Source organism: Haemophilus sp. HN_Hi16 (assembly GCF_049823435.1).
GTDB classification, from domain to species: Bacteria; Pseudomonadota; Gammaproteobacteria; order Enterobacterales; family Pasteurellaceae; genus Haemophilus; species Haemophilus influenzae_D.
This window is the reverse complement of the sequence record NZ_CP187500.1, coordinates 46,790-69,300: the sequence shown is the minus strand read 5'-3', so window position 1 is coordinate 69,300 and position 22,511 is coordinate 46,790. Positions and strand designations below refer to the sequence as shown.

20 protein-coding genes are annotated in these 22,511 nt (G+C 38.4%); 9 read left to right on the top strand and 11 right to left on the bottom strand.

What is annotated here, in order from left to right:
* The first annotated feature begins 179 nt into the window (after window positions 1-179).
* A complete protein-coding gene (locus tag ACPT9C_RS00315) occupies window positions 180-1,706 on the top strand; it encodes a catalase (protein WP_050948692.1) in 1,527 nt (508 codons plus the stop codon).
* A gap of 234 nt (window positions 1,707-1,940) precedes the next feature.
* Here ACPT9C_RS00315 and ACPT9C_RS00310 read toward each other — a convergent pair whose 3' ends face one another.
* From ACPT9C_RS00310 to suhB, 9 genes are all read right to left on the bottom strand, one after another.
* Entirely contained in the window at window positions 1,941-3,122 is a 1,182-nt protein-coding gene (locus tag ACPT9C_RS00310) for a glutathionylspermidine synthase family protein (RefSeq protein ID WP_050948691.1), read from the bottom strand.
* A complete protein-coding gene (locus ACPT9C_RS00305) occupies window positions 3,123-3,704 on the bottom strand; it encodes a hypothetical protein (protein WP_050948690.1) in 582 nt (193 codons plus the stop codon). It lies immediately after the preceding gene.
* Window positions 3,705-3,716: 12 nt separating this feature from the next.
* A complete protein-coding gene (locus ACPT9C_RS00300) occupies window positions 3,717-4,136 on the bottom strand; it encodes a DUF2251 domain-containing protein (protein WP_005636440.1) in 420 nt (139 codons plus the stop codon).
* A gap of 83 nt (window positions 4,137-4,219) precedes the next feature.
* Window positions 4,220-5,530: a phosphopyruvate hydratase gene (eno, locus tag ACPT9C_RS00295; protein WP_050948689.1), complete on the bottom strand. Its 1,311-nt coding sequence runs from the start codon at window positions 5,528-5,530 to the stop codon at window positions 4,220-4,222.
* A 120-nt stretch (window positions 5,531-5,650) separates the two neighbouring features.
* Entirely contained in the window at window positions 5,651-6,856 is a 1,206-nt protein-coding gene (locus ACPT9C_RS00290) for an NAD(P)/FAD-dependent oxidoreductase (protein WP_050948688.1), read from the bottom strand.
* Window positions 6,853-8,007, bottom strand: coding sequence for a heme lyase NrfEFG subunit NrfF (gene nrfF / locus ACPT9C_RS00285; protein WP_050948687.1), 1,155 nt, complete (start codon window positions 8,005-8,007; stop codon window positions 6,853-6,855). Before nrfF ends, ACPT9C_RS00290 begins: the two co-directional genes overlap by 4 nt.
* Window positions 8,004-8,534, bottom strand: coding sequence for a DsbE family thiol:disulfide interchange protein (locus tag ACPT9C_RS00280; RefSeq protein WP_050948686.1), 531 nt, complete (start codon window positions 8,532-8,534; stop codon window positions 8,004-8,006). The genes nrfF and ACPT9C_RS00280 overlap by 4 nt, the downstream gene beginning before the upstream one ends.
* Window positions 8,534-10,441 carry a heme lyase NrfEFG subunit NrfE gene (nrfE, locus tag ACPT9C_RS00275; protein ID WP_050948685.1) on the bottom strand — a complete coding sequence of 636 codons (1,908 nt, stop codon included), beginning with the start codon at window positions 10,439-10,441 and terminating at the stop codon, window positions 8,534-8,536. Before nrfE ends, ACPT9C_RS00280 begins: the two co-directional genes overlap by 1 nt.
* Window positions 10,442-10,549: 108 nt before the next feature.
* Window positions 10,550-11,353, bottom strand: coding sequence for an inositol-1-monophosphatase (gene suhB, locus ACPT9C_RS00270; RefSeq protein WP_050948684.1), 804 nt, complete (start codon window positions 11,351-11,353; stop codon window positions 10,550-10,552).
* A 199-nt stretch (window positions 11,354-11,552) separates the two neighbouring features.
* Here suhB and ACPT9C_RS00265 point away from each other — a divergent pair, with 199 nt between their 5' ends.
* The 8 genes from ACPT9C_RS00265 (at window position 11,553) to degS (ending at window position 19,813) form a co-directional block, all read left to right on the top strand.
* Window positions 11,553-12,065, top strand: a complete 513-nt coding sequence (locus ACPT9C_RS00265; RefSeq protein ID WP_050948683.1) for a pilus assembly FimT family protein — start codon at window positions 11,553-11,555, stop codon at window positions 12,063-12,065.
* Window positions 12,065-12,784 (top strand): PulJ/GspJ family protein, encoded by a 720-nt coding sequence (locus tag ACPT9C_RS00260; RefSeq protein WP_050948682.1) that lies wholly within the window; start codon window positions 12,065-12,067, stop codon window positions 12,782-12,784. Before ACPT9C_RS00265 ends, ACPT9C_RS00260 begins: the two co-directional genes overlap by 1 nt.
* Window positions 12,781-13,464, top strand: a complete 684-nt coding sequence (locus ACPT9C_RS00255) for a DUF2572 family protein (protein ID WP_050948681.1) — start codon at window positions 12,781-12,783, stop codon at window positions 13,462-13,464. Before ACPT9C_RS00260 ends, ACPT9C_RS00255 begins: the two co-directional genes overlap by 4 nt.
* Complete coding sequence (locus ACPT9C_RS00250; RefSeq protein WP_050948680.1) at window positions 13,457-13,744, top strand: DUF5374 domain-containing protein; 288 nt, start codon at window positions 13,457-13,459, stop codon at window positions 13,742-13,744. Before ACPT9C_RS00255 ends, ACPT9C_RS00250 begins: the two co-directional genes overlap by 8 nt.
* A gap of 45 nt (window positions 13,745-13,789) precedes the next feature.
* Window positions 13,790-17,161: an exodeoxyribonuclease V subunit gamma gene (gene recC / locus ACPT9C_RS00245; RefSeq protein ID WP_050948679.1), complete on the top strand. Its 3,372-nt coding sequence runs from the start codon at window positions 13,790-13,792 to the stop codon at window positions 17,159-17,161.
* 61 nt (window positions 17,162-17,222) lie between these two features.
* Window positions 17,223-17,672, top strand: a complete 450-nt coding sequence (gene nrdR, locus ACPT9C_RS00240; protein ID WP_005627362.1) for a transcriptional regulator NrdR — start codon at window positions 17,223-17,225, stop codon at window positions 17,670-17,672.
* A 2-nt stretch (window positions 17,673-17,674) separates the two neighbouring features.
* Window positions 17,675-18,793: a bifunctional diaminohydroxyphosphoribosylaminopyrimidine deaminase/5-amino-6-(5-phosphoribosylamino)uracil reductase RibD gene (gene ribD, locus ACPT9C_RS00235; RefSeq protein WP_050948678.1), complete on the top strand. Its 1,119-nt coding sequence runs from the start codon at window positions 17,675-17,677 to the stop codon at window positions 18,791-18,793.
* Window positions 18,794-19,813, top strand: a complete 1,020-nt coding sequence (gene degS / locus ACPT9C_RS00230) for an outer membrane-stress sensor serine endopeptidase DegS (protein WP_005690625.1) — start codon at window positions 18,794-18,796, stop codon at window positions 19,811-19,813.
* A gap of 73 nt (window positions 19,814-19,886) precedes the next feature.
* Here the strand turns inward: degS and mutM are convergent, their stop codons facing one another.
* Together mutM and ddc are read right to left on the bottom strand one after the other, a co-directional pair.
* The gene (mutM, locus tag ACPT9C_RS00225) at window positions 19,887-20,702 is read right to left on the bottom strand and encodes a DNA-formamidopyrimidine glycosylase (protein WP_050948677.1); all 816 of its coding nucleotides are present in this window, start codon (window positions 20,700-20,702) and stop codon (window positions 19,887-19,889) included.
* Between the two features lie 226 nt (window positions 20,703-20,928).
* On the bottom strand, window positions 20,929-22,464 hold the full coding sequence (gene ddc / locus ACPT9C_RS00220) for an L-2,4-diaminobutyrate decarboxylase (protein ID WP_118879791.1): 1,536 nt from the start codon (window positions 22,462-22,464) through the stop codon (window positions 20,929-20,931).
* Between the last annotated feature and the right edge of the window lie 47 nt (window positions 22,465-22,511).

The window sequence follows — 22,511 nt, the reverse complement described above, 5'->3', positions numbered from 1 at the left end:
GGGTTTATAAAATATATCTAGTAAGCAATTTTGAATACTTAGGTAGATTTTAAACCTTATTTTTAGTATAGTTTTTTTTGATTGATTTAATAGATTTCAATTGTTTAAACCTTTCTATATGATACGCAAGAAATTCATTTCAACCTAACTAAATTTATTAACTTTACAAGGAGTCTACAATGAGTTCTCAATGTCCTTTCTCGCACTTAGCTGCGACAAACTTAACAATGGGTAACGGTGCACCCGTTGCTGATAACCAAAACAGCTTAACAGCTGGTCCGCGTGGTCCATTACTTGCACAAGATTTATGGCTTAACGAAAAATTAGCTGATTTCGTACGCGAAGTAATCCCAGAGCGTCGTATGCACGCAAAAGGTTCTGGTGCATTTGGTACTTTTACTGTGACACACGATATTACTAAATATACTCGTGCAAAAATTTTCAGTGAAGTAGGTAAAAAAACTGAAATGTTTGCACGTTTTACTACCGTGGCAGGCGAACGTGGTGCAGCAGATGCTGAGCGTGATATTCGTGGTTTTGCATTAAAATTCTATACTGAAGAAGGTAACTGGGATTTAGTAGGTAACAATACGCCAGTATTCTTCTTACGTGATCCACGTAAATTCCCAGATTTAAACAAAGCAGTAAAACGCGATCCGCGTACTAATATGCGTTCAGCAACAAATAACTGGGATTTCTGGACATTATTACCAGAAGCATTACACCAAGTAACCGTTGTAATGAGTGATCGTGGTATTCCAGCAAGTTATCGTCATATGCACGGTTTTGGTTCTCACACTTATAGTTTCTGGAACGAAGCGGGAGAACGTTTTTGGGTAAAATTCCACTTCCGTACTCAGCAAGGCATTAAAAATTTAACAGATGCTGAAGCAGCAGAAATTATTGCAAATGACCGTGAAAGCCATCAACGTGATTTATATGAAGCGATTGAACGTGGTGATTTTCCTAAATGGACATTATTTGTACAAGTTATGCCAGAAGCTGATGCAGAAAAAGTATCTTATCATCCATTTGACTTAACCAAAGTATGGTCAAAAAAAGACTATCCATTAATTGAAGTAGGTGAGTTTGAATTAAACCGTAACCCAGAAAACTTCTTCGCTGATGTAGAACAATCTGCATTTGCACCAAGTAACTTGGTTCCAGGTATCGGCGCAAGCCCTGACAGAATGTTACAAGCTCGTTTATTTAACTATGCGGATGCACAACGTTACCGTTTAGGTGTGAACTACCGTCAAATTCCAGTAAATCGTCCACGTTGCCCAGTTCATAGCAACCAACGTGATGGTCAAGGTCGTGTAGATGGTAACTACGGTAGCTTGCCACACTACGAGCCAAACAGCTTCAGCCAATGGCAACAACAACCAGACTTTGCTGAGCCACCACTTCGTATCAACGGAGATGCAGCACACTGGGATTATCGTAACGATGATAACGATTACTTCAGCCAACCACGTGCATTATTTAACTTAATGAATGCAGAGCAAAAACAAGCGTTGTTTAATAACACAGCAGCTGCAATGGGCGATGCACCTGATTTCATCAAATATCGCCACATTCGTAACTGTCACTGGTGTGATGCCGCATACGGTGAAGGCGTTGCGAAAGCATTAGGTTTAACCGTTGAAGATGCATTAAAAGCTCGTGATACTGACCCTGCATTAGGTCAAGGCGGATTGTTATAATCTTTCGAGTTAATTACTTTAAATAAATAATAGTAGTAATTAATCTGCACCCAAAAGTTAGACTAAGGTTTAATCAATTTGGATGCAGATTTTTTTTAATGAAATATTACTAATTAATTACATAATACGTGAACGATTTTGTAATCGGTTAAAAATTTGAATGTGAAAAATAACCTATAATAGCTTCCATTCTTATGATAAATATTGCATTTGAGTAATAATGATAAATATATATCAAGGTACAAAATAATGAGGTATAAAATGACTATCATTCCCCGTCACTGCAGTAAAATCTTCGCGTAATCCCATACCGCAAGCCACATCACCCACAACCCAAGAGCCGATAATGGGATACATTCCATCAAAACTTGGCAATTCAAATTTTTGTTGATAAACATAACCTGAATTAGCATAAAACGTAGAGTGTTCGCTTCCTTTCGCTGCAAATTCTACGCCATTGTTTTTCTCATAATAGAAGACATTGGCACCTTCTCGACCTAACAATGGTTTTTTCACCCACATCGATAAATCTTTTGGTAATTCGAAAGGCGTAAAATAAGCAGGCAATAAATTTGGATGGTTAGGATAACGCGCCCAAAGTTTTGCCAATAGTGCTTTATTACTTAACAACATTTTCCACGCAGGCTCAATAAATCGTGTTTCAGAGGTTGTAATATGGCGAGCAAATTCAGCGTGGCTTAGCCACTCCAGAGGATACAATTTAAATAACATTTCAATAGGCTGATCATTTAAATCTACAAATTTTTCTGTTTCGCTGTTATAGCCAATATCTTCCACCGCTAATTGATGAATATTCCAACCTGCGTTATAAGCCACATCAGCTAAATAATCCACATTGCCCCAATCTTCACGGCCAGCATCGTGCATAGCACTCAAATGGAAATCTGTTTTACCACTTTGTTGTTTCAAAAATTGGAAATGTTTAATTAATTCTTCATGAATCCAGTTAAATTGATCACGATGTTTCAAGCCCTCAATTTGTTCCAACCACTGCCATTGAACAACCGCAGCCTCCAACAAAGATGTTGGCGTATCGGCATTATATTCAAACATTTTTAGGTTGTCGCCATCATAGCCAAAATCAAAGCGTCCATATAAATAAGGATCTTGATTACGCCAAGAGCTTTCAATAAGCTGTTTTTGCAACTCCGTAAAACGATAATTTTCATAATCGCCTTTTTTAATTTCATCCGCCGCAAAATCTAAACACATTAAATGTAATTCATTAGTTGTATCCTCAATGCGATCAATTTCCGCTAAAGTAAATTCATAGGCAACATTATCAGACCAATAATGAGAGCCATCACTAGAAGGCAAATTATAGTAATCAAATCCAACATTAAGTAGCTGTTGCACCATATCTGGTCGAGTAGAAAACCCGGTTACACGTTTCATTTAGCCCCCACTGCTACGATGAGTATTATTTGGGCTACTAAAACCACCACGAGATACAGGTTTGCTATTCATGCTTCCTGCATTTCCTTTCACGAGCATTGGTTTTCCAACAGAACGATTCGTTTGAGGTTGCACAACTTGCCCTGTTGGTGTGGTGACAGCTCGATTTCCAGGATGATAGCTTGGGCCAAGGAAACTACTAATTGCACGAGCTGCCAGATACCCCATAACGCCACCAGCAATTGCGGCCCCTAAAGAAGGATCGGTACTTTCAGCTTTTGCAGTCGATTCAGCATTGTTCTCACTTTGATTAGCTTGTGCATTATTTTCAGCTGGATTTTTTACTGCACTTTCTGCATTACCGTTATCACGAATATTTAAACCAAGCCCCTGCTGTGGTGTGGTTTCAGTTTTCTGAGTACTCTCGGTATTTTTATCTGCCTCACAAAGCTCAATTTTTTTCCAATCCGCTAAACAATCGTCTAAAGACTGATACACATCACGTTGTACTTGTTCTTCTGAACAGCCTCCTAATAAGGCCACAATAGATAAACTCACTAAAATCTGATTTTTCTTTTTCATTGTTCTCAATTTTTATCGAATGGTTTTCACGCCTAGCCATTGCTCGGCCTGTTTATTGGTAATTTCTTCACGAGTCCACATGCTCATTAGATCTGGTTGTGGATATTTATTGCTGTTATAGCCGACTAAACGAGCAAAATCAAATACGGCATGAGGATAGCCATTAATAAGCAACAAGGCTAAATAACCACTTTCATCCCAACAAATTTCAAGTTTGCGTGCCTCATGATGATTAGAGGTTGAATCAACATTATACACGTGTAACATATCAACTATCGGTTGAGCATTTTGACGCATATCAAGTGCATAAAAATAGCCTGTTTCACCGTCATCTTCAAACATTACGGCAAAATGCTCAAATACCGTAGAATGCGTTCCTACTTGCTTTGGCGTTCCTAAAAAGAGTTCGTCCTCTAAAGTTAAATGTAACATTCCCTTTCCTTTAAATATTAGATATAAAAACACCGCACTTTTATACAAAGTGCGGTGAGATTTTACAGTAAATTCAGCGTGAATTACGCTTGACCTTTAACCGCTTTTAAGCCTGGGAATGCAGCTGGAGTACCAGCGCGTTCTAATGCTTCTTCGATACGGATTAATTGGTTGTATTTCGCAATACGGTCAGAACGGCTCATAGAACCCGTTTTGATTTGACCTGCTGCTGTACCAACCGCTAAATCAGCGATAGTCGCATCTTCGGTTTCACCTGAACGGTGAGAGATTACAGCGGTGTAACCTGCATCTTTAGCCATTTTGATTGCCGCTAAAGTTTCAGTTAAAGAACCAATTTGGTTGAATTTGATTAAGATAGAGTTTGCGATACCTTTTTCGATACCCTCTTTTAAGATTTTGGTGTTAGTTACGAATAAGTCGTCGCCCACTAATTGAACGCGGTCGCCTAACACTTTAGTTTGGTATGCAAAACCTTCCCAGTCAGATTCATCTTGACCATCTTCGATAGACACGATTGGGTATTGTTTGGTTAATTCTTCAAGATAGTGTGTGAACTCTTGAGAAGTGAATGAACGACCTTCGCCTTTCATTTCGTATTTGCCAGTTTCTTTGTTGTAGAACTCAGAAGATGCGCAGTCCATCGCTAAGGTTACATCTTTACCTAATACGTAACCTGCTTTTTCAACTGCTTCTTTGATACATGCTAAAGCGTCTGCGTTAGAGGCTAAGTTTGGTGCGAAACCACCTTCATCGCCAACTGCCGTACTCATACCTTTAGATTTTAATACTTTTGCAAGATTGTGGAATACTTCAGCACCGATACGAAGTGCTTCACGTAACGTTTTCGCACCCACTGGTTGAATCATAAATTCTTGAATATCGACATTGTTATCTGCGTGTTCGCCACCGTTGATGATGTTCATCATTGGTAATGGCATAGAATAAACACCAGCAGTGCCATTTAATTCTGCAATGTAAGCGTAAAGTGGTAAACCTTTAGATGCTGCCGCTGCTTTTGCGTTTGCTAAAGATACCGCTAAGATTGCATTTGCACCAAAGTTAGATTTGTTTTCGGTTCCGTCTAAATCGATCATGATTTGGTCGATTTCAGCTTGGTTTGTTGCATCTTTACCAACGATAGCTTGTGCAATTTCGTTGTTCACTGCAGCTACAGCTTTTAATACACCTTTACCTAAGAAACGAGATTTGTCGCCGTCACGTAATTCTAATGCTTCACGAGAACCGGTAGATGCACCTGATGGAGCCGCAGCTAAACCAACAAAACCACCTTCAAGATGAACTTCAGCTTCAACAGTTGGGTTACCGCGTGAGTCGATGATTTCGCGACCAATCACTTTAACGATTTTTACCATTTTTATTTTCCTCAATTAAGTTAATTAAAACGGGTTAGGCGAGCCTAAAACAGGCGATATGATAAAGCTATTTTGAGATTTTGTCTTGTAAAAAATGCGTATGCTTTGATCTTTATCTATTTATTGTCTTGAGATATTCGTTGCACAAGCATAAGCTGAACTCCACGCCCATTGAAAGTTGTAACCGCCTAGCCAGCCTGTTATATCTAGCACTTCGCCAATAAAATACAAACCTTGTACAAGGTTACTTTCCATCGTTTTAGAAGAAATCATTTTGGTGTCCACACCGCCCATAGTGACTTCAGCCGTACGATAGCCTTCTGTGCCATTTGGAGTAAATTCCCAGTGATGAATAAAATCCACCAGATTTTTTACCCACACTTTGCTGATGTTAGCGATAACTTTATCTTGCATAAGACCTTGCTCAAGCCAAAGTTCAACCAATTTTTTCGGAAGTAATCGAACCAAGATAGTTTTCAACATTTGTTTTGGCGAAGATTGTTTTGCTTGATTAATTTCCTCTTCCACATTGTGGTTAGGTAATAAATCAATTTCCACTGACTCAGTAGGCTGCCAATAATTGGAAATTTGCAACACCGCAGGGCCTGAAATTCCACGATGGGTAAACAAAAGCTGGTTGTGAAAAGATTTTCCGCACTGGGCTGTGATCGTGACTGGCAAGCTAATGCCTGAAAGTGCGGTTAAAAATTTATCTGTTTCTTGATAAGTAAAAGGCACTAAACTCGCGCGCGGAGGAATAACTGGAATGCCAAATTGTTCTGCAATTTGATAGCCAAATGGCGTTGCACCAAGCCCTGGCATAGAAAGCCCACCTGTCGCAACAATCAAATTTTTACATTGCCATTTGGTTGAATTTACCTGTAAAACAAACCGCACTTTTTCATCATTTTGAATGAGTTCAACTTGAGAAACTTCGCTACGCAATAAAATCTTAGCGCCATATTTATCGCATTCAGATTTCAACATTTCAACGATTTGTTCTGCGCCATCATCACAAAATAATTGCCCCAATTCCTTTTCGTGATAAGTAATCCCTTGCTCCGCCACAAGAGAAATAAAATCCCAATTGGTATAGCGGGCAAGGGCAGATTTAACGAAATGAGGATTTTGTGAAAGGTAATGAGCTGGCGTAACCTCTAAATTGGTGAAATTGCAAAACCCACCGCCCGACATCAAAATCTTACGTCCGATTTTTTTACCGTTGTCGAAAACTGTCACTGACTTGCCTAACTTAGCCAACTGTGCAGCGCAAAATAATCCTGCGGCACCTGCACCAATAATAATATTTTCAGAATATTGGCTCACGGATTTTGCCCTTTTTCACCACGTTGTAAAAAATCCAACATCTTCATTCGTTGAATAACAGAACGACGATCCACTGCCGCATTACCAGAATCTAATAATTGCTGTAAATACCCACTGGCTTGTGGATATTGACGATTTTCTAAGGCAATCGTCGCCAACAAAGAAAGACTTGACACTTCATTTTTATCTTTTGCCAAAGCTTCATTCAAAAGTTGCTCGATTTTTGGGGTCATTTGCTGACCTGCTTGATAATAAAGTGCGGTGGCAGCCAAGCCTAAAATATTAGGTTTACTTCCCGACAATTTTTCCGCATTAGAATAAGCCACAAGCGCACTGTCAAATTCATTATTCTGCACATAGGCTTCCCCAAGTTGAAGCCAAGTTTCCGCATTATTCGGATCAGTACGCAGTTTATTTTGGATCTTCTCAATCACATTTTCATTTTTGTGTTCATCATTCATTTCAACATTTTGATTATGTTGCTCAATCATCGATTGCTCGCCTTGTTGAACACGACTAAAACGATCAAGGGAAAAATAATAAGCGGTTGGAATAGCGATGAGTAAAGTAAAAAGCACAAAATAAATTTTACTATTCACTTTTCCCCTAGAAAGTTTACTTGGCTCCTCTTGCTTGCGGGGGGAGCTGCCAAAGGCTGAGGGGAGGGAAATTATTTCATCATTCTCTAGTTGTTGTGTAACCACTTTTTCTGAAAACTGTTTTTTTCTATTTGAGAAATAAAGCAGTGCAGCAGCTAAAATTAAAAGAGCGACTGGTAATAGCCATAACAACGCCGTATTCCATTTGAACGGTGGTTTATAGTTCACAAAATCACCAAATCTAGCGGTCATTTGATCGATAATTTGCTGATTACTTTTGCCCTCATCCACCATTTTGTACACTTCAAGACGCAAGTCATACGCAATAGGTGAATTAGATTCCACCAAATTTTGGTTTTGACATTGTGGGCAGCGTAAAGATTTTGCCAACTCTACGGCGCGAGTACGATCATCTTGATTTTGGAATTGATAGGTATCCACCATTTCCGCTCGGGCGAATAAGGAAAATGCGAATAAAAGTGCGGTTGCAAAAAAGACTGTTTTTTGAACCTGAATAAAACCGCGAGTAAAAATATCTAATATGCTTTTCATTTGTTCTTCATTGCTTCAATTTTTGGCAAAAATACCGTTTGCCAAGTTTCTTTATCCAATAAACCAGAATGGCGATAACGAATCACACCATTTTCATCCAAAAGATAAGTTTCTGGTGCGCCATCCACGCCTAATTTGAGGGCAAGTTCTCCCTGACTATCATTAATGGTTAAGACGAACGGATTGCCCATTCGCTTAAGCATTTCAATGCCATTTTGCGGATTGTCGCGATAATCTACGCCCACAATAGGCAACGTTTTTGCAATCTCAATTAACAACGGATGTTCTTCTTTACAATAACCACACCAACTGCCCCACACATTTAATAAAAATGGCTGTTTAGGAAAATCTTTCGGGCTTACGATTTGTGATGGATCATTTAAATTAGCCTGATAAAACTCTGGAACAGGTTTATCAATTAAAGCCGACGCAATTTTTTTCGGATCTTGATTTAACCCAGCAATTAATAATACACACACGCCTAAAAGCACAAAGAGCGGTGCAAAAAAGAGAAGTTTTTTGTTCATTATTTTTCCTGTTTTCTGCGTAATCCGAAGACGCTAAAAAGTGCGCCAAAGGCCATTAAAATACCGCCAGCCCAAAGCCAACGAATCAGCGGTTTATAATGTAAGCGGAAAGTAAATTCTCCTTTGCCGAGAGAATCTCCCATCACAATATATAAATCGCCCCAAAAACCGCCATTAAGCCCCACTTCACTCATTGTCATTGTACGAACATCGTAATAACGGCGTTCGGGGATAATTTCTGCATAAGGTTTACCATTTTCAGTTACGTCAAAAAAGGCGATTTCTGCCGTAAAGTTTGGTCCGATTTCATTAGAAAATTGGCGATAGTGAAATTCATATTGTCCCAGCGTTTGACTTTGTTGCGGTGCTAAACGTACACCAATTTCACTGCCAAAATAACCGCTCATTATTGCGCCAATAGTCACAATCGCCACGCCACAGTGGGCTAAAATCATACCAAATTGAGACAAACGAATTTGTCGCCAATTTTGCCATAAAGTGACCAACAAAAGCCAAATCGCAAGAGTTAATAACACAAAAGCGAAAGCGTGAAAATTCAACGCAGAATTATGGCGTAGCTGTTGCCAAATCATCAAGCTGGCGAGAATCAAAGACGGAATAAGCAACCATACGCAACGTATCAATAATGTGCGATCAAATTGCACCCAACGAATGGTAAGGGAAACCACCATTAAGATTAAAATCACCGTAATGATTGGGAAGAAAATACTATTAAAATAAGGACTTCCCACCGAAATTGAGCCCCAATTCATCGCTTGGAATAACATTGGGTAGAAGGTGCCTAAAAAAGTAGACACAGTGGCAATGGTCAGCAAAATATTCAGCAATAAAATGCCACCCGATTTAGAAACGAACTGAAAATTCACCGCACTTTCTGATGAACTGCCCGCACGCAAAGCGAATAAACCAAAGGCTAACACTGTCAAAACAAAGAAAATTAATAACAATACATAACCGCGCGTATTATCCAATGCAAAAGCGTGCACAGAAGTGAGTGCGCCAGAACGAACAATAAACGTGCCTAATACGCTAAAGGCAAAAGCAAGCAGAGAAAAAAGCGTTGTCCAATAACTAAATACACCTTGTTTTTCTGTCGCCATTAAACTATGTAATAACGCCAAACCAAGCAACCAAGGCATTAAAGATGCATTTTCTACGGGATCCCAGAACCACCAACCGCCCCAGCCGAGTTCGTAATATGCCCACCACGCACCAAGCACAATGCCAATGGTTAAAAACGACCAAGAAAACAACACCCAGCCACGCATTGAGCGTGCAATTTGTCGTGCTGATTGGTTATAAATCAACGCACTCAAACTCATCGCAAAATTCACCGCAAAGCCCACATAACCAACATATAACAACGGCGGATGGAAAATTAATCCCACATCTTGCAACATTGGATTGAGATCGCGACCTTCTGCTGGCGCAGGAAAAATGCGTCCAAACGGATTAGAATAAAATAAGATAAACACCGAAAAACCAAAGCAAATCAATCCCAATAAAGATAAAGATTGAGCGGAAAAAGTGCGGTTATTTTTTCGATTAAAAAAAGCAAAAGCAGCAAGCCATAAACTCAATGAAAATAACCAAAACAACATTGAACCTTCATGTCCGCCCCAAGTGGCAGCCACTTTAAAAAATGTAGGTAATTGGGAATTAGAATGTGCCGCTACATATTCAAGGGTGAAGTCATCCACCGCAAAAGAATAAGCAAGCAAACCAATTGATAACGTCGTCGCAAGGGTAAAAATATAACTCAGTGGCCAAGCGGCATTAATTAAAGTCGGATTTTTTTTGAATAACCCAAATTGAGGTACTAACGTAAGAAAAAATGCGCTAGCTGTTGCGAGTAAAAGAAGGAAAAAGCCAAGTTCTGGAAGCATAATGTCGTCGTTTTTTTCGTTGATGCGCAGATAAAGTCGCTAATCAAGTATGTTTCATTAATAAAATTAAAAATAGCACCTTGATAGGTGCTATTGTACTTATAAAAATTAATGATTAAATTCAGCACCTAAACAAGGGCGGATTTTATTTAACATTTCTTTTATTACGCGTGATGGGGCTGCGATGATATTGCCACTGCGTAAGTAGCCGTTACCTGCATCAAAATCACAGACTAAACCACCTGCTTCACGCACGATTAAATCGCCAGCTGCGCAATCCCATGCTTTTAAGCCCATTTCAAAATAACCATCAATACGGTTTGACGCCACATAGCATAAATCTAATGCAGCGGAACCCGTGCGACGGAAATCCGCAGCATCTTCAATTAAGGCATTCATCATTGCAAATTGAGTTGGCATTAATTTTGGTTGTTTGAATGGAAAACCAGTGGCTAAAATTGAACCTTGAAGTTCACGTTTACTATCTACACGTAAACGTACTTCATTTAATTTTGCACCTTCGCCACGCACAGCAGTAAATAATTCATTGCGGATTGGATCGTAAACAACCCCGACTTCAGTGCGATTTTTTACACGAACTGCGATAGACACAGAAAAGTGGGGAAGCCCTGTCATAAAATTACGAGTACCATCTAGCGGATCAATAATCCATTGTACATCGCTATCTTTGCCTTCAATTGCGCCTGTTTCTTCCGTAATAATTGTGTGATCAGGATAAGATTTACGAATAATTTCAATGATTTCTGCTTCTGCCGCTTTATCAACGTTTGTCACATAATCATTAATACCTTTTTGTGTGCTTTCGATCGCATCACGGCGTTCATAATTTTTAGCAATCACATTGCCCGCTTTTCGTGCCGCACGAATAGCGATATTTAACATTGGATTCATATTTCCACCAGATTTTAAAGAACAGAAAAATTCCGCACCATTATAGCGAGATTTGCCAAAATAACCAGTTGAAAATCATAAAACAATGGTTTTTATAGGTTTTCAGAAAAACTTTGCGATATAGATCGCAAAAATCACATCAAGTGATTTTTCTACCCATTATTTATGGTTAAAGTGCGGTAGAAAATTGGAGCGTTTTATGCAAAAAGGTATGACATTAGTGGAATTATTGATTGGATTAGCCATTATCAGCATTGCACTGAGTTTTGCCGTGCCATTATGGCAAACAGATTCACCTAAAACGATTTTAGCCAAAGAGCAACATCGCCTGTATTTATTTCTACGACAAATTCAGGCTCGGGCAGAAAATTCATCGGAAGTGTGGTTTTTACTTATCAATCGGAACCTTGCGACACAACAATGGTGCTTAACGGCACAAGTAAAAAATAACCAAACTTGCGATTGTTTAAATCCGATAAATTGCCCGAAAGAGGTTTATGCACATTTTTACTATCCTTATTTTCCTAATAAAACGATGATTCAAAGCCATCATATTTATCCAAAAGAAATCACGAGATTTGATGGCATTCGTAATACTATCGTTACTCGTTGCTTTATTTTGCAAGCAGAAAATGAACGTACGTTATTTTTATTTTTCAATGTTGGTAGTATTCGTTTAAAAACCAATCAATTTGATAGTGCTTGTAATTAATGATGAAAACATTATTAAAAGGGCAAACCCTATTAGCACTGATGATTTCACTGGCTTTGTCTTCTTTATTGCTGCTAAGCATTTCGCATTTTTATGTGCAAATACAAACACAAAATCAACACATGCTATTGCATTTAAAATTACAAGCTGAATTACAACGAACATTACAGTTAATAGGTAAAGATCTTCGCCGATTAGGATTTCGAGCATTAAATGCAAAACTGACGGAAAGCAATTTATCTTTATTTGAATTAGATGAACAAGGCACAGCTATTTTTATTAGCCAAGAAGATAATGCGCCACCTAATAGCTGCGTGTTGTTCTTTTATGATTTAAATAAAAATGGATGTATTGGTAAAGGTTCGCCGAAAACCTGTATGAAAAAAGGTAAAAATACATCTAAAAGTAGTACTGAAGAATTATTCGGCTATAAAGTGAGTAACAAAATGATAAAAACCAAACTGACTTATCAAAGTGTTATTCCTACTAATTGCACGGCAGAAACTTGTAAACGTGCTTTTCAACAAACCGCTTGCAACGCTGGGGGAGGTTGGGCAGATTTATTAGATAACAACGAATATGAAATCACTAAGCTACAATTTAATTGGTTAATCGAAGGAAAAGGATTAGAAATCAAGCTAAAAGGAAATTTAAAACAAGCCTCAAACATCAGTTATGAAACCTCCATTGTTGTTGCGCTCTGGAATCAAAAACAATGACAATACAAAAAGGTATTATCACGCTGACTATTTTGATTTTTATTTCGGGTTTATTAACCGCAATTTTGTTGTTAGATGATAGCCATTTAAGTTTTTTTCGTGTGCAACAAAATCAACGAAAACTGTATGTGGAAAGAACATTACAACTGCAAAAAATGACAGCGGCGAAAAAACAAACTGCCTGCCTTGATTTACCGTTAAATAATGATGAAAGTGTGAAGCAAATCAGCATTACGCTTGATGGTGCCACAGATTCAATTCAATATTTTCTTTGGTGTGAAAGAATGAGCCTATTTAAAAAATCGCCTAAAAAGGGAGATAATCAAGGTGCATTGAAAGATTTCATTCACACAGAAAAACTTACAGATTTTCGACCGCACTTTTCTTCCCCACCCAGAATTTTAAACGCGAATAAAACACCTAAACTTTATTGGTTTTCAGATTCACAAGCGGAAGTTGAAATTAATGGCACAGTGTCTGCCGTATTAATTGCAGAGGGCGATTTAAAATTGACTGGCAAAGGGAGGATTAGTGGCGCAGTGATTACCAACGGGAATTTAACTTTAGATGGCGTAACTTTAGCTTATGGGAAAAAGACGGTGGTTGCTTTAGTGCAACAATATAGTCAGTGGCAGTTAGCAGAAAAAAGTTGGAGTGATTTTAATGTTCAGGATGAATAAAGGAATGTCGCTTATTACATTGTTATTTTCTTTAGCTTTATTTAGCGTTTTATTTCTTGTTTTTAATCAATGGACGGCAGATCAGCGAAAAAGTGCGGTAAAAACTTATCAAGATTTTCAGGCAACACAAATTGCAGAGAATCAAGCTCAACGCCAATTTTTAGGGTTAGCTTGTGAACGATTGATACAACAAAATGGCTTAACTTTTCGTATTCGATGTGAAAATGAACGCATTATTGTGCGTTATCCTACGAGTGAAATTTTGATAAAAACTCAGTAAAATGGCGTTGTTTTTTCTAGGTTAAATCATCAAAAGGTCGCCATTGTGTTCATTGTTTATTATTCCAATCAGCTTGAAAAACAAAAAGAAATTCTTTCTTCCTTATTCAAATCTTTACCACCTGAAGATCCTTTTCAACAAGATATCATTTTGGTGCAAAGCCCTAATATGGCGCAATGGCTACAAATTGAACTCGCCAAAGAAACAGGCATTTCAGCGAACCTAAAATTTCCTATGCCAGCAAGTTTTATTTGGCAGCTTTATGCTCAAAATTTACCCGCAACGGCATTGGAAAACCCTTTTGATAAAGATTCAATGATGTGGCGTTTAATACGCTTAATCCCGACTTTTCTCGAGAAAGAAAATTTTTTGCCTTTACGCAATTATTTAGCATCTTCGCCACATTCTGAACAATACAAACTTTATCAACTTAGCAGTAAAATAGCCGACTTATTTGACCAATATTTAGTTTATCGACCAGAATGGATTTTTGCTTGGGAAAAAGGCGAAGATGAACAAATTACTGCTCAAATACAAAAGCAACAACCTAACCTAAACGATACGTTGTTTGAGCAAATTCAAGGCAATACAAAATGGCAAGGGGAGCTATGGCGTGCGTTGGTCGTCGATGTTAAATCAGATGTTAATGAAGCCACCCATCGAGCGGCTTTGCATAATCAGTTCTTAGCCTTGCTTGCCGATAAAAAAGCACCGAAAAAATTACCTTCACGCATATTTATTTTTGGTATTCCAGCGCTTCCAACTGCTTATCTCAATATTTTGCAAGCGATATCCTCTGAAGTGGATATTCATTTATTTTTTAATAATCCTTGCCAAGAATATTGGGGGGATATTAGTGATTTACGCCTCGATTATTTGCGTTCTCGTCAGCGTTATCAATTCAATAAACAAGATGAAAATCAACCGCTCTTTTCCGAGGATCAACTTTCTCAACTAGAAAACGCTCAGTTTGATGTCACTTATCAAAAAGAAAACCTTCAAGTAGGCAATCCATTGCTGGCAGCTTGGGGGAAAATGGGACGAGATTTTCTCTATACATTGGTGAGAGATGAAGAACATATTCCAACTTATCCTGTCAATGCTTATCAAGAAATTAAATCGAACAGTTTACTTGGACAATTGCAGTCTCAAATTCTGCATTTAGAAAATAAACCGCTAAATATCGCAAAAAATGACCGCACTTTAACCCTACATTCTTGCCACAGCGCTATGCGAGAAGTGGAAGTATTGCACGATTATTTACTGGATTTATTCAATCAAGATCCTAGCCTTACGCCAAAAGATGTGGTCGTGATGGTGGCAGATATAAACCAATACACACCTTATATTCAGGCAGTTTTCGGGCAAAAAAATGGAGATGCGCCACAAATTCCATTTTCACTTTCAGATAATAAACTTTCAGAAAGCGATGTGTTGGTCTCAAGTTACTTAACTTTATTACGCTTAAAAGAAAGCAATTTTAGTGCAGAGGATGTCTTAGCGTTGTTGGATATTCCTGCGATGCGAGAACGATTTAATATTTCTCTTGCTGATTTACCATTAGTGCGAGAATGGGTGGCGGATTCAGGGATTCGTTTCGGTTTGCAAAAAAATCAAGATGGCATCAATTTCAATTCTTGGCAAGCTGGATTAGAAAGAATGATTTTAGGCTATGCGATGCGTGAAGAACAGGGCATTTGGCAAGATAGTTTGGGGTTAAACAGCAGCTATGGCTTAAAAGGTGAACTTGCTGGAAATTTATCGCACTTTTTCACCGCACTTTCCTCGCTGCATGAAACCCTGCAAAAAGCACATTCCATCGAAAAATGGCAAGAAATTTTAACCGCACTTTTATCAGATTTCTTCATACAAAATGAAGACACTAGCGACACGATTTTCTATATTCAAGAGAAAATTAATGAATTAGCTGAGCATCTAAAAACGCTCCATTTTACTGAAGAATTACAAGCAGATGTGATTGCCGATGTCATCACAATGAAATTGGAAGATGCGCCAAATAGCCTCAAATTCCTTGCAGGGAAAGTAAACTTCTGCACCTTATTACCAATGCGTTCAGTGCCATTCAAAGTAGTTTGTTTACTTGGAATGAATGATGCTGATTACCCTAGAACACAAACACCAAACAGTTTTGATTTAATGCAATATCATCAAAAAGGCGACCGTGTTCGCCGTGATGATGATCGCTATTTGTTTTTAGAAGCCTTATTGGCAGCACGTAATTATTGCTATATCAGCTATGTTGGGCGTTCCATTACCGATAATCAACCGAAAGAACCATCTGTATTGGTAAGCCAACTCGTGGATTATATTAATCAAGGTCAAAGTGAAAATGTCCTTACTGTCATTGAACATCCAATGACTGCATTTAGCCCAGATAATTTCAAAAACAACGAAAAATTTACCCGCTCTTTTGCGACAAAATGGTTGCCAATGGCTCAATTTGACGCAAATGCAAGTAATTCGGAATTTGCCGTCACGATGACAGAAAACCCAGAAAAAATCGAAGAAATTGAACTGGATTCTTTAGTCAGTTTTGTGGAAAACCCAGTGAAATTTTTCTTTGAAAAACAACTCGGTGTTTATTTTCGCGATAAAGATGAACGCATTGCTGACAGTGAAAACTTCACTTTAAGTGGGTTAGATAATTACTCACTCAATAATGACTTAATCTACCTTGATGAACAAAATTTTGCTGATTATTTTAGACAAGCAGAAGTAAAAGGCGTGTTACCGCGCGCAGAATTTAGAAAGGTTTATGCTGAAAATATTCGTAACAATGTTCTAGAATTTAAAAAGAAAATAGCAGATCTTGGCGAGCCTAAACAGGCTTCTATAGATTTTAATATTGCCGTAGATTGGCAAAACGAAAATCAAAAAATCCGCTTATTTGGTTATATGGACGCTTTATTTGGCGATGATTCACAGGTGATTCAGTGGCATTTTGCAAAATACAAAGATCGCTATTGCATCCGTCCTTGGATTTATTATTTGATTCAATGTGTTACACAAGAAAATGCGCTACCAGCAAAATTAATTACGCAAGATAAGGTTCTTGAATTACCGACTATTGAGCGTGAAGCCGCTCTCTCTCAATTACAAACTTACGTAAAAGATTATTTACAAAGTCAAATTGAAATCCAATTGGTGCCAACAATAAGAAATATAAGTGATTTTATTGTAGATGATAAAAGTGCGGTAAATTTTGACAATGTTTCTGAAAAACTTCAGGAATTAACTGAAAGTAATGGTTTCGGGTCAAAAGCCGATCCATATTGGTCACGCGTATTAACGCAGACCTCAAGATTTAAACAACCTGAAAATATTGCAAAATTATTAACACAAACAAAAGATTGGTTTGGCTTATTATTCGCACAAAAGAAGACAAGAAAAGCATAAAGCAATCGTCAAAGAACCGATTTTTTGCTAAGATAACGACCCTTTTGACGGAGAATTGTCTATGCGCTGTCCATTTTGTTTTACAGAAGAAACCAAGGTAATTGATAGCCGTTTGGTATCGGATGGCTATCAAGTTCGCCGCCGTCGTGAGTGCGGTCATTGCCATGAGCGTTTTACTACCTTTGAAACAGCCGAATTAATCGTACCAAAAATTATTAAAACTGATGGCACTCGAGAGCCGTTCAATGAAGATAAATTACGCAGTGGTATTCAGCACGCATTAGAAAAACGCCCTGTAAGTGCGGATGATGTTGAACAAGCAATTAACCATATAATTTTTCAATTACGTGCGACGGGTGAACGTGAGGTACCAAGTAAACTGGTTGGAAAACTCGCGATGAATGAGTTAAAAAAACTCGATAAAGTGGCTTATATTCGTTTTGCATCAGTCTATTTGAGTTTTGATAACATTAATCAATTCACCAAAGAAATTGAGAGCTTAAAGGATTAACCATGAGCGAATTTTCCTCACAAGATCACGTATTTATGCAACGCGCCTTAGATTTAGCCACCAAAGGACAATATACCACCACACCGAACCCATCGGTGGGATGCGTATTGGTAAAAAATGGTGAAATTGTGGGGGAAGGCTTTCATTTTAAGGCAGGACAACCTCATGCCGAACGCGTTGCTTTAGCTCAAGCTGGCGAAAATGCCAAAGGAACAACAGCTTACGTCACCTTAGAGCCCTGCTCTCATTATGGTCGCACCCCACCTTGTGCATTAGGATTAATTGAGGCTGGCGTAGTAAAAGTCATTGCGGCTATGCAAGATCCAAATCCTCAAGTCGCAGGGAAAGGCTTGAAAATGTTGTCTGATGCAGGCATCGAAAGTGCGGTGAATTTATTGAACGATCAAGCGGAAAAAATAAATAAAGGCTTTTTAAAACGAATGCGTCAAGGTATGCCTTTTGTTCAACTCAAACTCGCGATGAGTTTAGATGGACGAACAGCAATGGAAAGTGGAGAAAGTAAATGGATTACAGGCTCTGATGCTCGTTCGGACGTACAAAAAATGCGAGCAAAATCATCCGCACTTTTATCTACTTCTGCGACAATAATTGCTGATGATCCAAGCCTTAATGTACGCTGGGACGAATTTCCTGAAAATCTTAAAACAGAATATAAAAAAGAAGATCTTCGCCAGCCTGTGCGTGTCATTTTAGATTCACAACATCGCATTCAGCCGACTCATAAACTTTTTTTAACTCATTCTCCCGTTTGGTTAGTTTCTAATGAACCACGAGATTTAACAGGCTTTCCTGATTTCTGTGAACAAATTATTCTTCCAAAAGAAAATTTACTAGAAGAATTAATGCAAGAATTGGGAAGACGACAAATAAATACCCTTTGGGTAGAAGCTGGAGCAAATTTAGCAGGGAGTTTAATTGATGCGAAATTAGTCGATGAATTGATTATTTACGTTGCACCCAAATTACTTGGCGACAATGCTCGTGGTCTATGCCAATTACCGAATTTAACTAAACTTGCCGATGCACCATTATGGCAACTCAATGAATTAGAACAAATCGGTGACGATATAAAATTAACTTACACGCCGAAAGGAATCTAAATGCTTAAAAAACTTTTCCATTCCGCCCTTTGGGGCTTGGCTGCTGCGGGCGTGATTTTGTTTGCGGTTCCAAGACTGAATAACAGCAACATCTTCACTACTGATGATATTGTATCATTCAAAAATGCCGTGCGTATTGCCTCTCCAGCAGTAGTGAATGTTTATAACCGCTCTTTTTCTTCCAGCATTAATGATAATGAGCAACTACAAGTGAATAACTTAGGTTCTGGCGTAATTATGAGTAAAGACGGTTATATTTTGACAAATAAACACGTTATCCAAAATGCCGATCAAATTGTAGTAGCGTTGCAAAACGGAAATATTTTTGAGGCCAGTCTTGTTGGTTCAGATAATCTCACTGATCTCGCTGTTCTCAAAATTCGTGCAAATAATCTTTCAACTATTCCACAAAATTCAAATCGTCAAGCTCAAGTCGGCGATGTAGTGTTGGCAATCGGTAATCCTTACAATTTAGGACAAAGCGTGTCCCAAGGAATCATTAGCGCAATGGGTCGTAATGCGGTAGGTGATTCTGTTGGCAGACAAAACTTCATCCAAACCGATGCATCAATTAACCGCGGAAACTCAGGCGGTGCCTTAATTAATTCTGCAGGAGAATTGGTAGGAATCAGCACACTTAGTATTGGTAAAACCGCCAATGAAATCGCAGAAGGACTAAATTTTGCCATTCCAATAGATATTGCAAATGATGTACTACGTAAAATTATGCGTGATGGACGTGTGATTCGAGGTTATTTTGGTGTACAAAGTGATATTAGTTCAAGTAATGAAGAAGGAATAGTTATCACAGACGTAAGCCCGAACAGCCCCGCAGCGAAATCAGGTATTCAAGTTGGTGATGTGATTTTGAAATTAAATAATCAAGAGGGGATTTCAGCCCGAGAAATGATGCAAATTATCGCAAATACAAAACCTAATTCAAAAGTTCTTGTTACTATTTTACGGTTAGGCAAAATCTTACAAGTTCCTGTTGTCATTGAAGAATTTCCAGTAAACTAAAAATAGCGGTCTATTTTGACCGCTGTTTTCATTATATTTAATACTTTCTTTTCAATTTGAAAATTTATTTGTTCTAACCCCTTTTCTGACATTTCGGGCAAAAGAAACTATTACGCTGCCCAATAACTAAACTTTCAATTTTTCCACCGCACTTTGGACAAGGTTTATCTTTATTGCCATATACCAATAATTCTTGTGCAAAATAACCTGGGCGACCATCTGGCTGTAAAAAATCTTTAAGTGTCGTTCCACCTTGAATAATGGCTTTTCTCAAAACATCTTTAATCGTGTTCACTAAGGAAATACATTGATTGAGGGTCAGATTTTTAGCGAGTTTAAGTGGATGAATACCACAAATAAACAAACTTTCATTCGCATAAATATTTCCAACACCCACCACCACAGCGTTATCCATCAAGAAGGTTTTAAGTGCGGTTGATTTTTGACGAGATTTTTTGAATAAATATTCTGCATTAAATTCATCAGAAAGCGGTTCAGGCCCTAGCTTTAAGAAAAGATGAAAGTCATCTAGATTCTCCGTCCATAACCACGCACCAAAACGGCGAGGATCGTTATAACGTAATAATTTGCCATTGTTCATCACAATATCAATATGGTCATGTTTATCTATTGCGCTATCCTGTGGCACAATTCGCACCGAACCTGACATGCCCAAATGCCCGATGATATAGCCTTTTTCCGTGTGAATAATCAAATATTTTGCGCGACGAGTGAGATCGACAATTTTTACATTTTTAAGGGTTATCAATTCTTCTGATACAGCCCAGCGCAATTTAGGCTGGCGTACGACAACTTTCTCAATCGTAAAATTTTTAAGATAAGGGCTAATACCACGTAGTGCAGTTTCAACTTCGGGAAGTTCTGGCATAATTTTTAACTTAGTGAGTAGATTGAATAATGATATAAAGTGCGGTTAGTTTTACCATTTTTTATATTCTTTGAAAATTAAAATGATGAATATTTCAAAAATATAGGTAGTTATCTAATGGATAAAATTTATATATCTCGTTTAATCTATGCTAAAAGATTTTTATTTTACAGAATAACCGCTTGTCTTCAGATACAAGCGGTTATTTTTTGTGTTAATTGACTAATTAATCAATGGGTGGTGTGTAAGTACCATTTTTGATGTCGTCTTTAATACGATTTGCTTCTGTTAGTACTTGAGTTAATAACGCTTTAACATTTTCCAATGTTGCAATCGGGCTTAGGGTAGTCATTTTCAGTGATTGCTTGTCACCCACTTTAGTCACGCCAATATTCGCTTCGCCTCGTGCAAAGAGTTCATCTGCCACGTTTTGGTTTAGCGTATCAATAAATTCAGCTGGATAGCCTTTTGGTACGACACGGAATAACACGGATGCAAACTGACTTGGTACAAGCATCTCTAAGGCTGGAGTATCGTTGATATATTGCTCGACTTCTTTGGTTAGTTTTACACCGTGATCGATCATTGAAGCGTAAAGATCTTCTCCCAATGCTTCAAGGGTAAACCATAATTTTAATGCGTCAAAACGACGAGTTGTTTGTAGCGATTTTGTCACTAAGTTTGGCACGCCGTGAGCTTCATCATATTCCGAATTGAGATAATCAGCTTTGTAATCGATGAAGCGATAGTTTGCTGGATCCTTGAGCAAAAATGCACCACAGGAAATGGTTTGAAAGAAGTGTTTGTGGAAATCTAGCGTGATTGAGTCGGTTAATTCAATACCAGCTAAGAAATGGCGATAATCTTTGGAAAGCAATAATGCGCCACCCCAAGCAGCATCAACGTGTAACCACGCTTGATATTCATCGGCAAGTTTGCGGATTGTTTTTAAGTCATCAATTGCACCCGCATCTGTTGTGCCTGCGGTAGCAACAATACAGGCAGTAATTTTGCCTTCGGCTTTAAGCTGTGCAAGTGTTTGCTTAAGTGCAATCACATCCATTTGTGCATTGGTATTTGATGGCACAGTAACGACTGATTGGAAACCCATTCCCATCATTGCCATATTTTTTTGTACAGAGAAGTGTGCGTTTTCTGAACAAATTACTTTCACTTTTTGCATTGCTTCCGCTGGAATACCATCACGTTGTACTGACCATTCGGAGCCATCATTATTTTTCCAATGTTTCGCAATCGCCCAATCACGTGCCAGCAACACACCCATTAAATTTGATTGCGTGCCACCAGAGGTAAACACGCCCGAAGTGCCTTTGCCGTAGCCTGCTTTTTGGCGTAGCCAGTCGATCAAATGCTCCTCCATAATTGAACCTGCTGGGCTTTGATCCCACGAATCCATTGATTGGTTGGTCGCATTAATCAGTACTTCCGCAATTTGACTTGCCACCATTGTTGGGCAATGTAAATGGGCAAGTGAGTGTGGATGATGCACTTTAAGGCTTGGATTAAGGAAAATTTCTACCAAATGATCGAGTGATTTCTGTACACCCATACCCTCTTTCGTCGGATTAAAACCGCTTATTAAGGCTCGCATTTGTTTGATTGAACCGCCGGTGTACATTTTTTCATTTTTCAGCCAAGCAGAGACTGCTTGCACCGCATTATGCATCGCTGTTTCATAATCGGTAATTGCTTTGCTATCGTTGCAAAACAAAGCTTGTTTGTGTTGTTTGAGGTTTGACATTGTTATCTAATTTCCTAAAAGATTCCCCCTCTTTAGCAAAGAGGGGG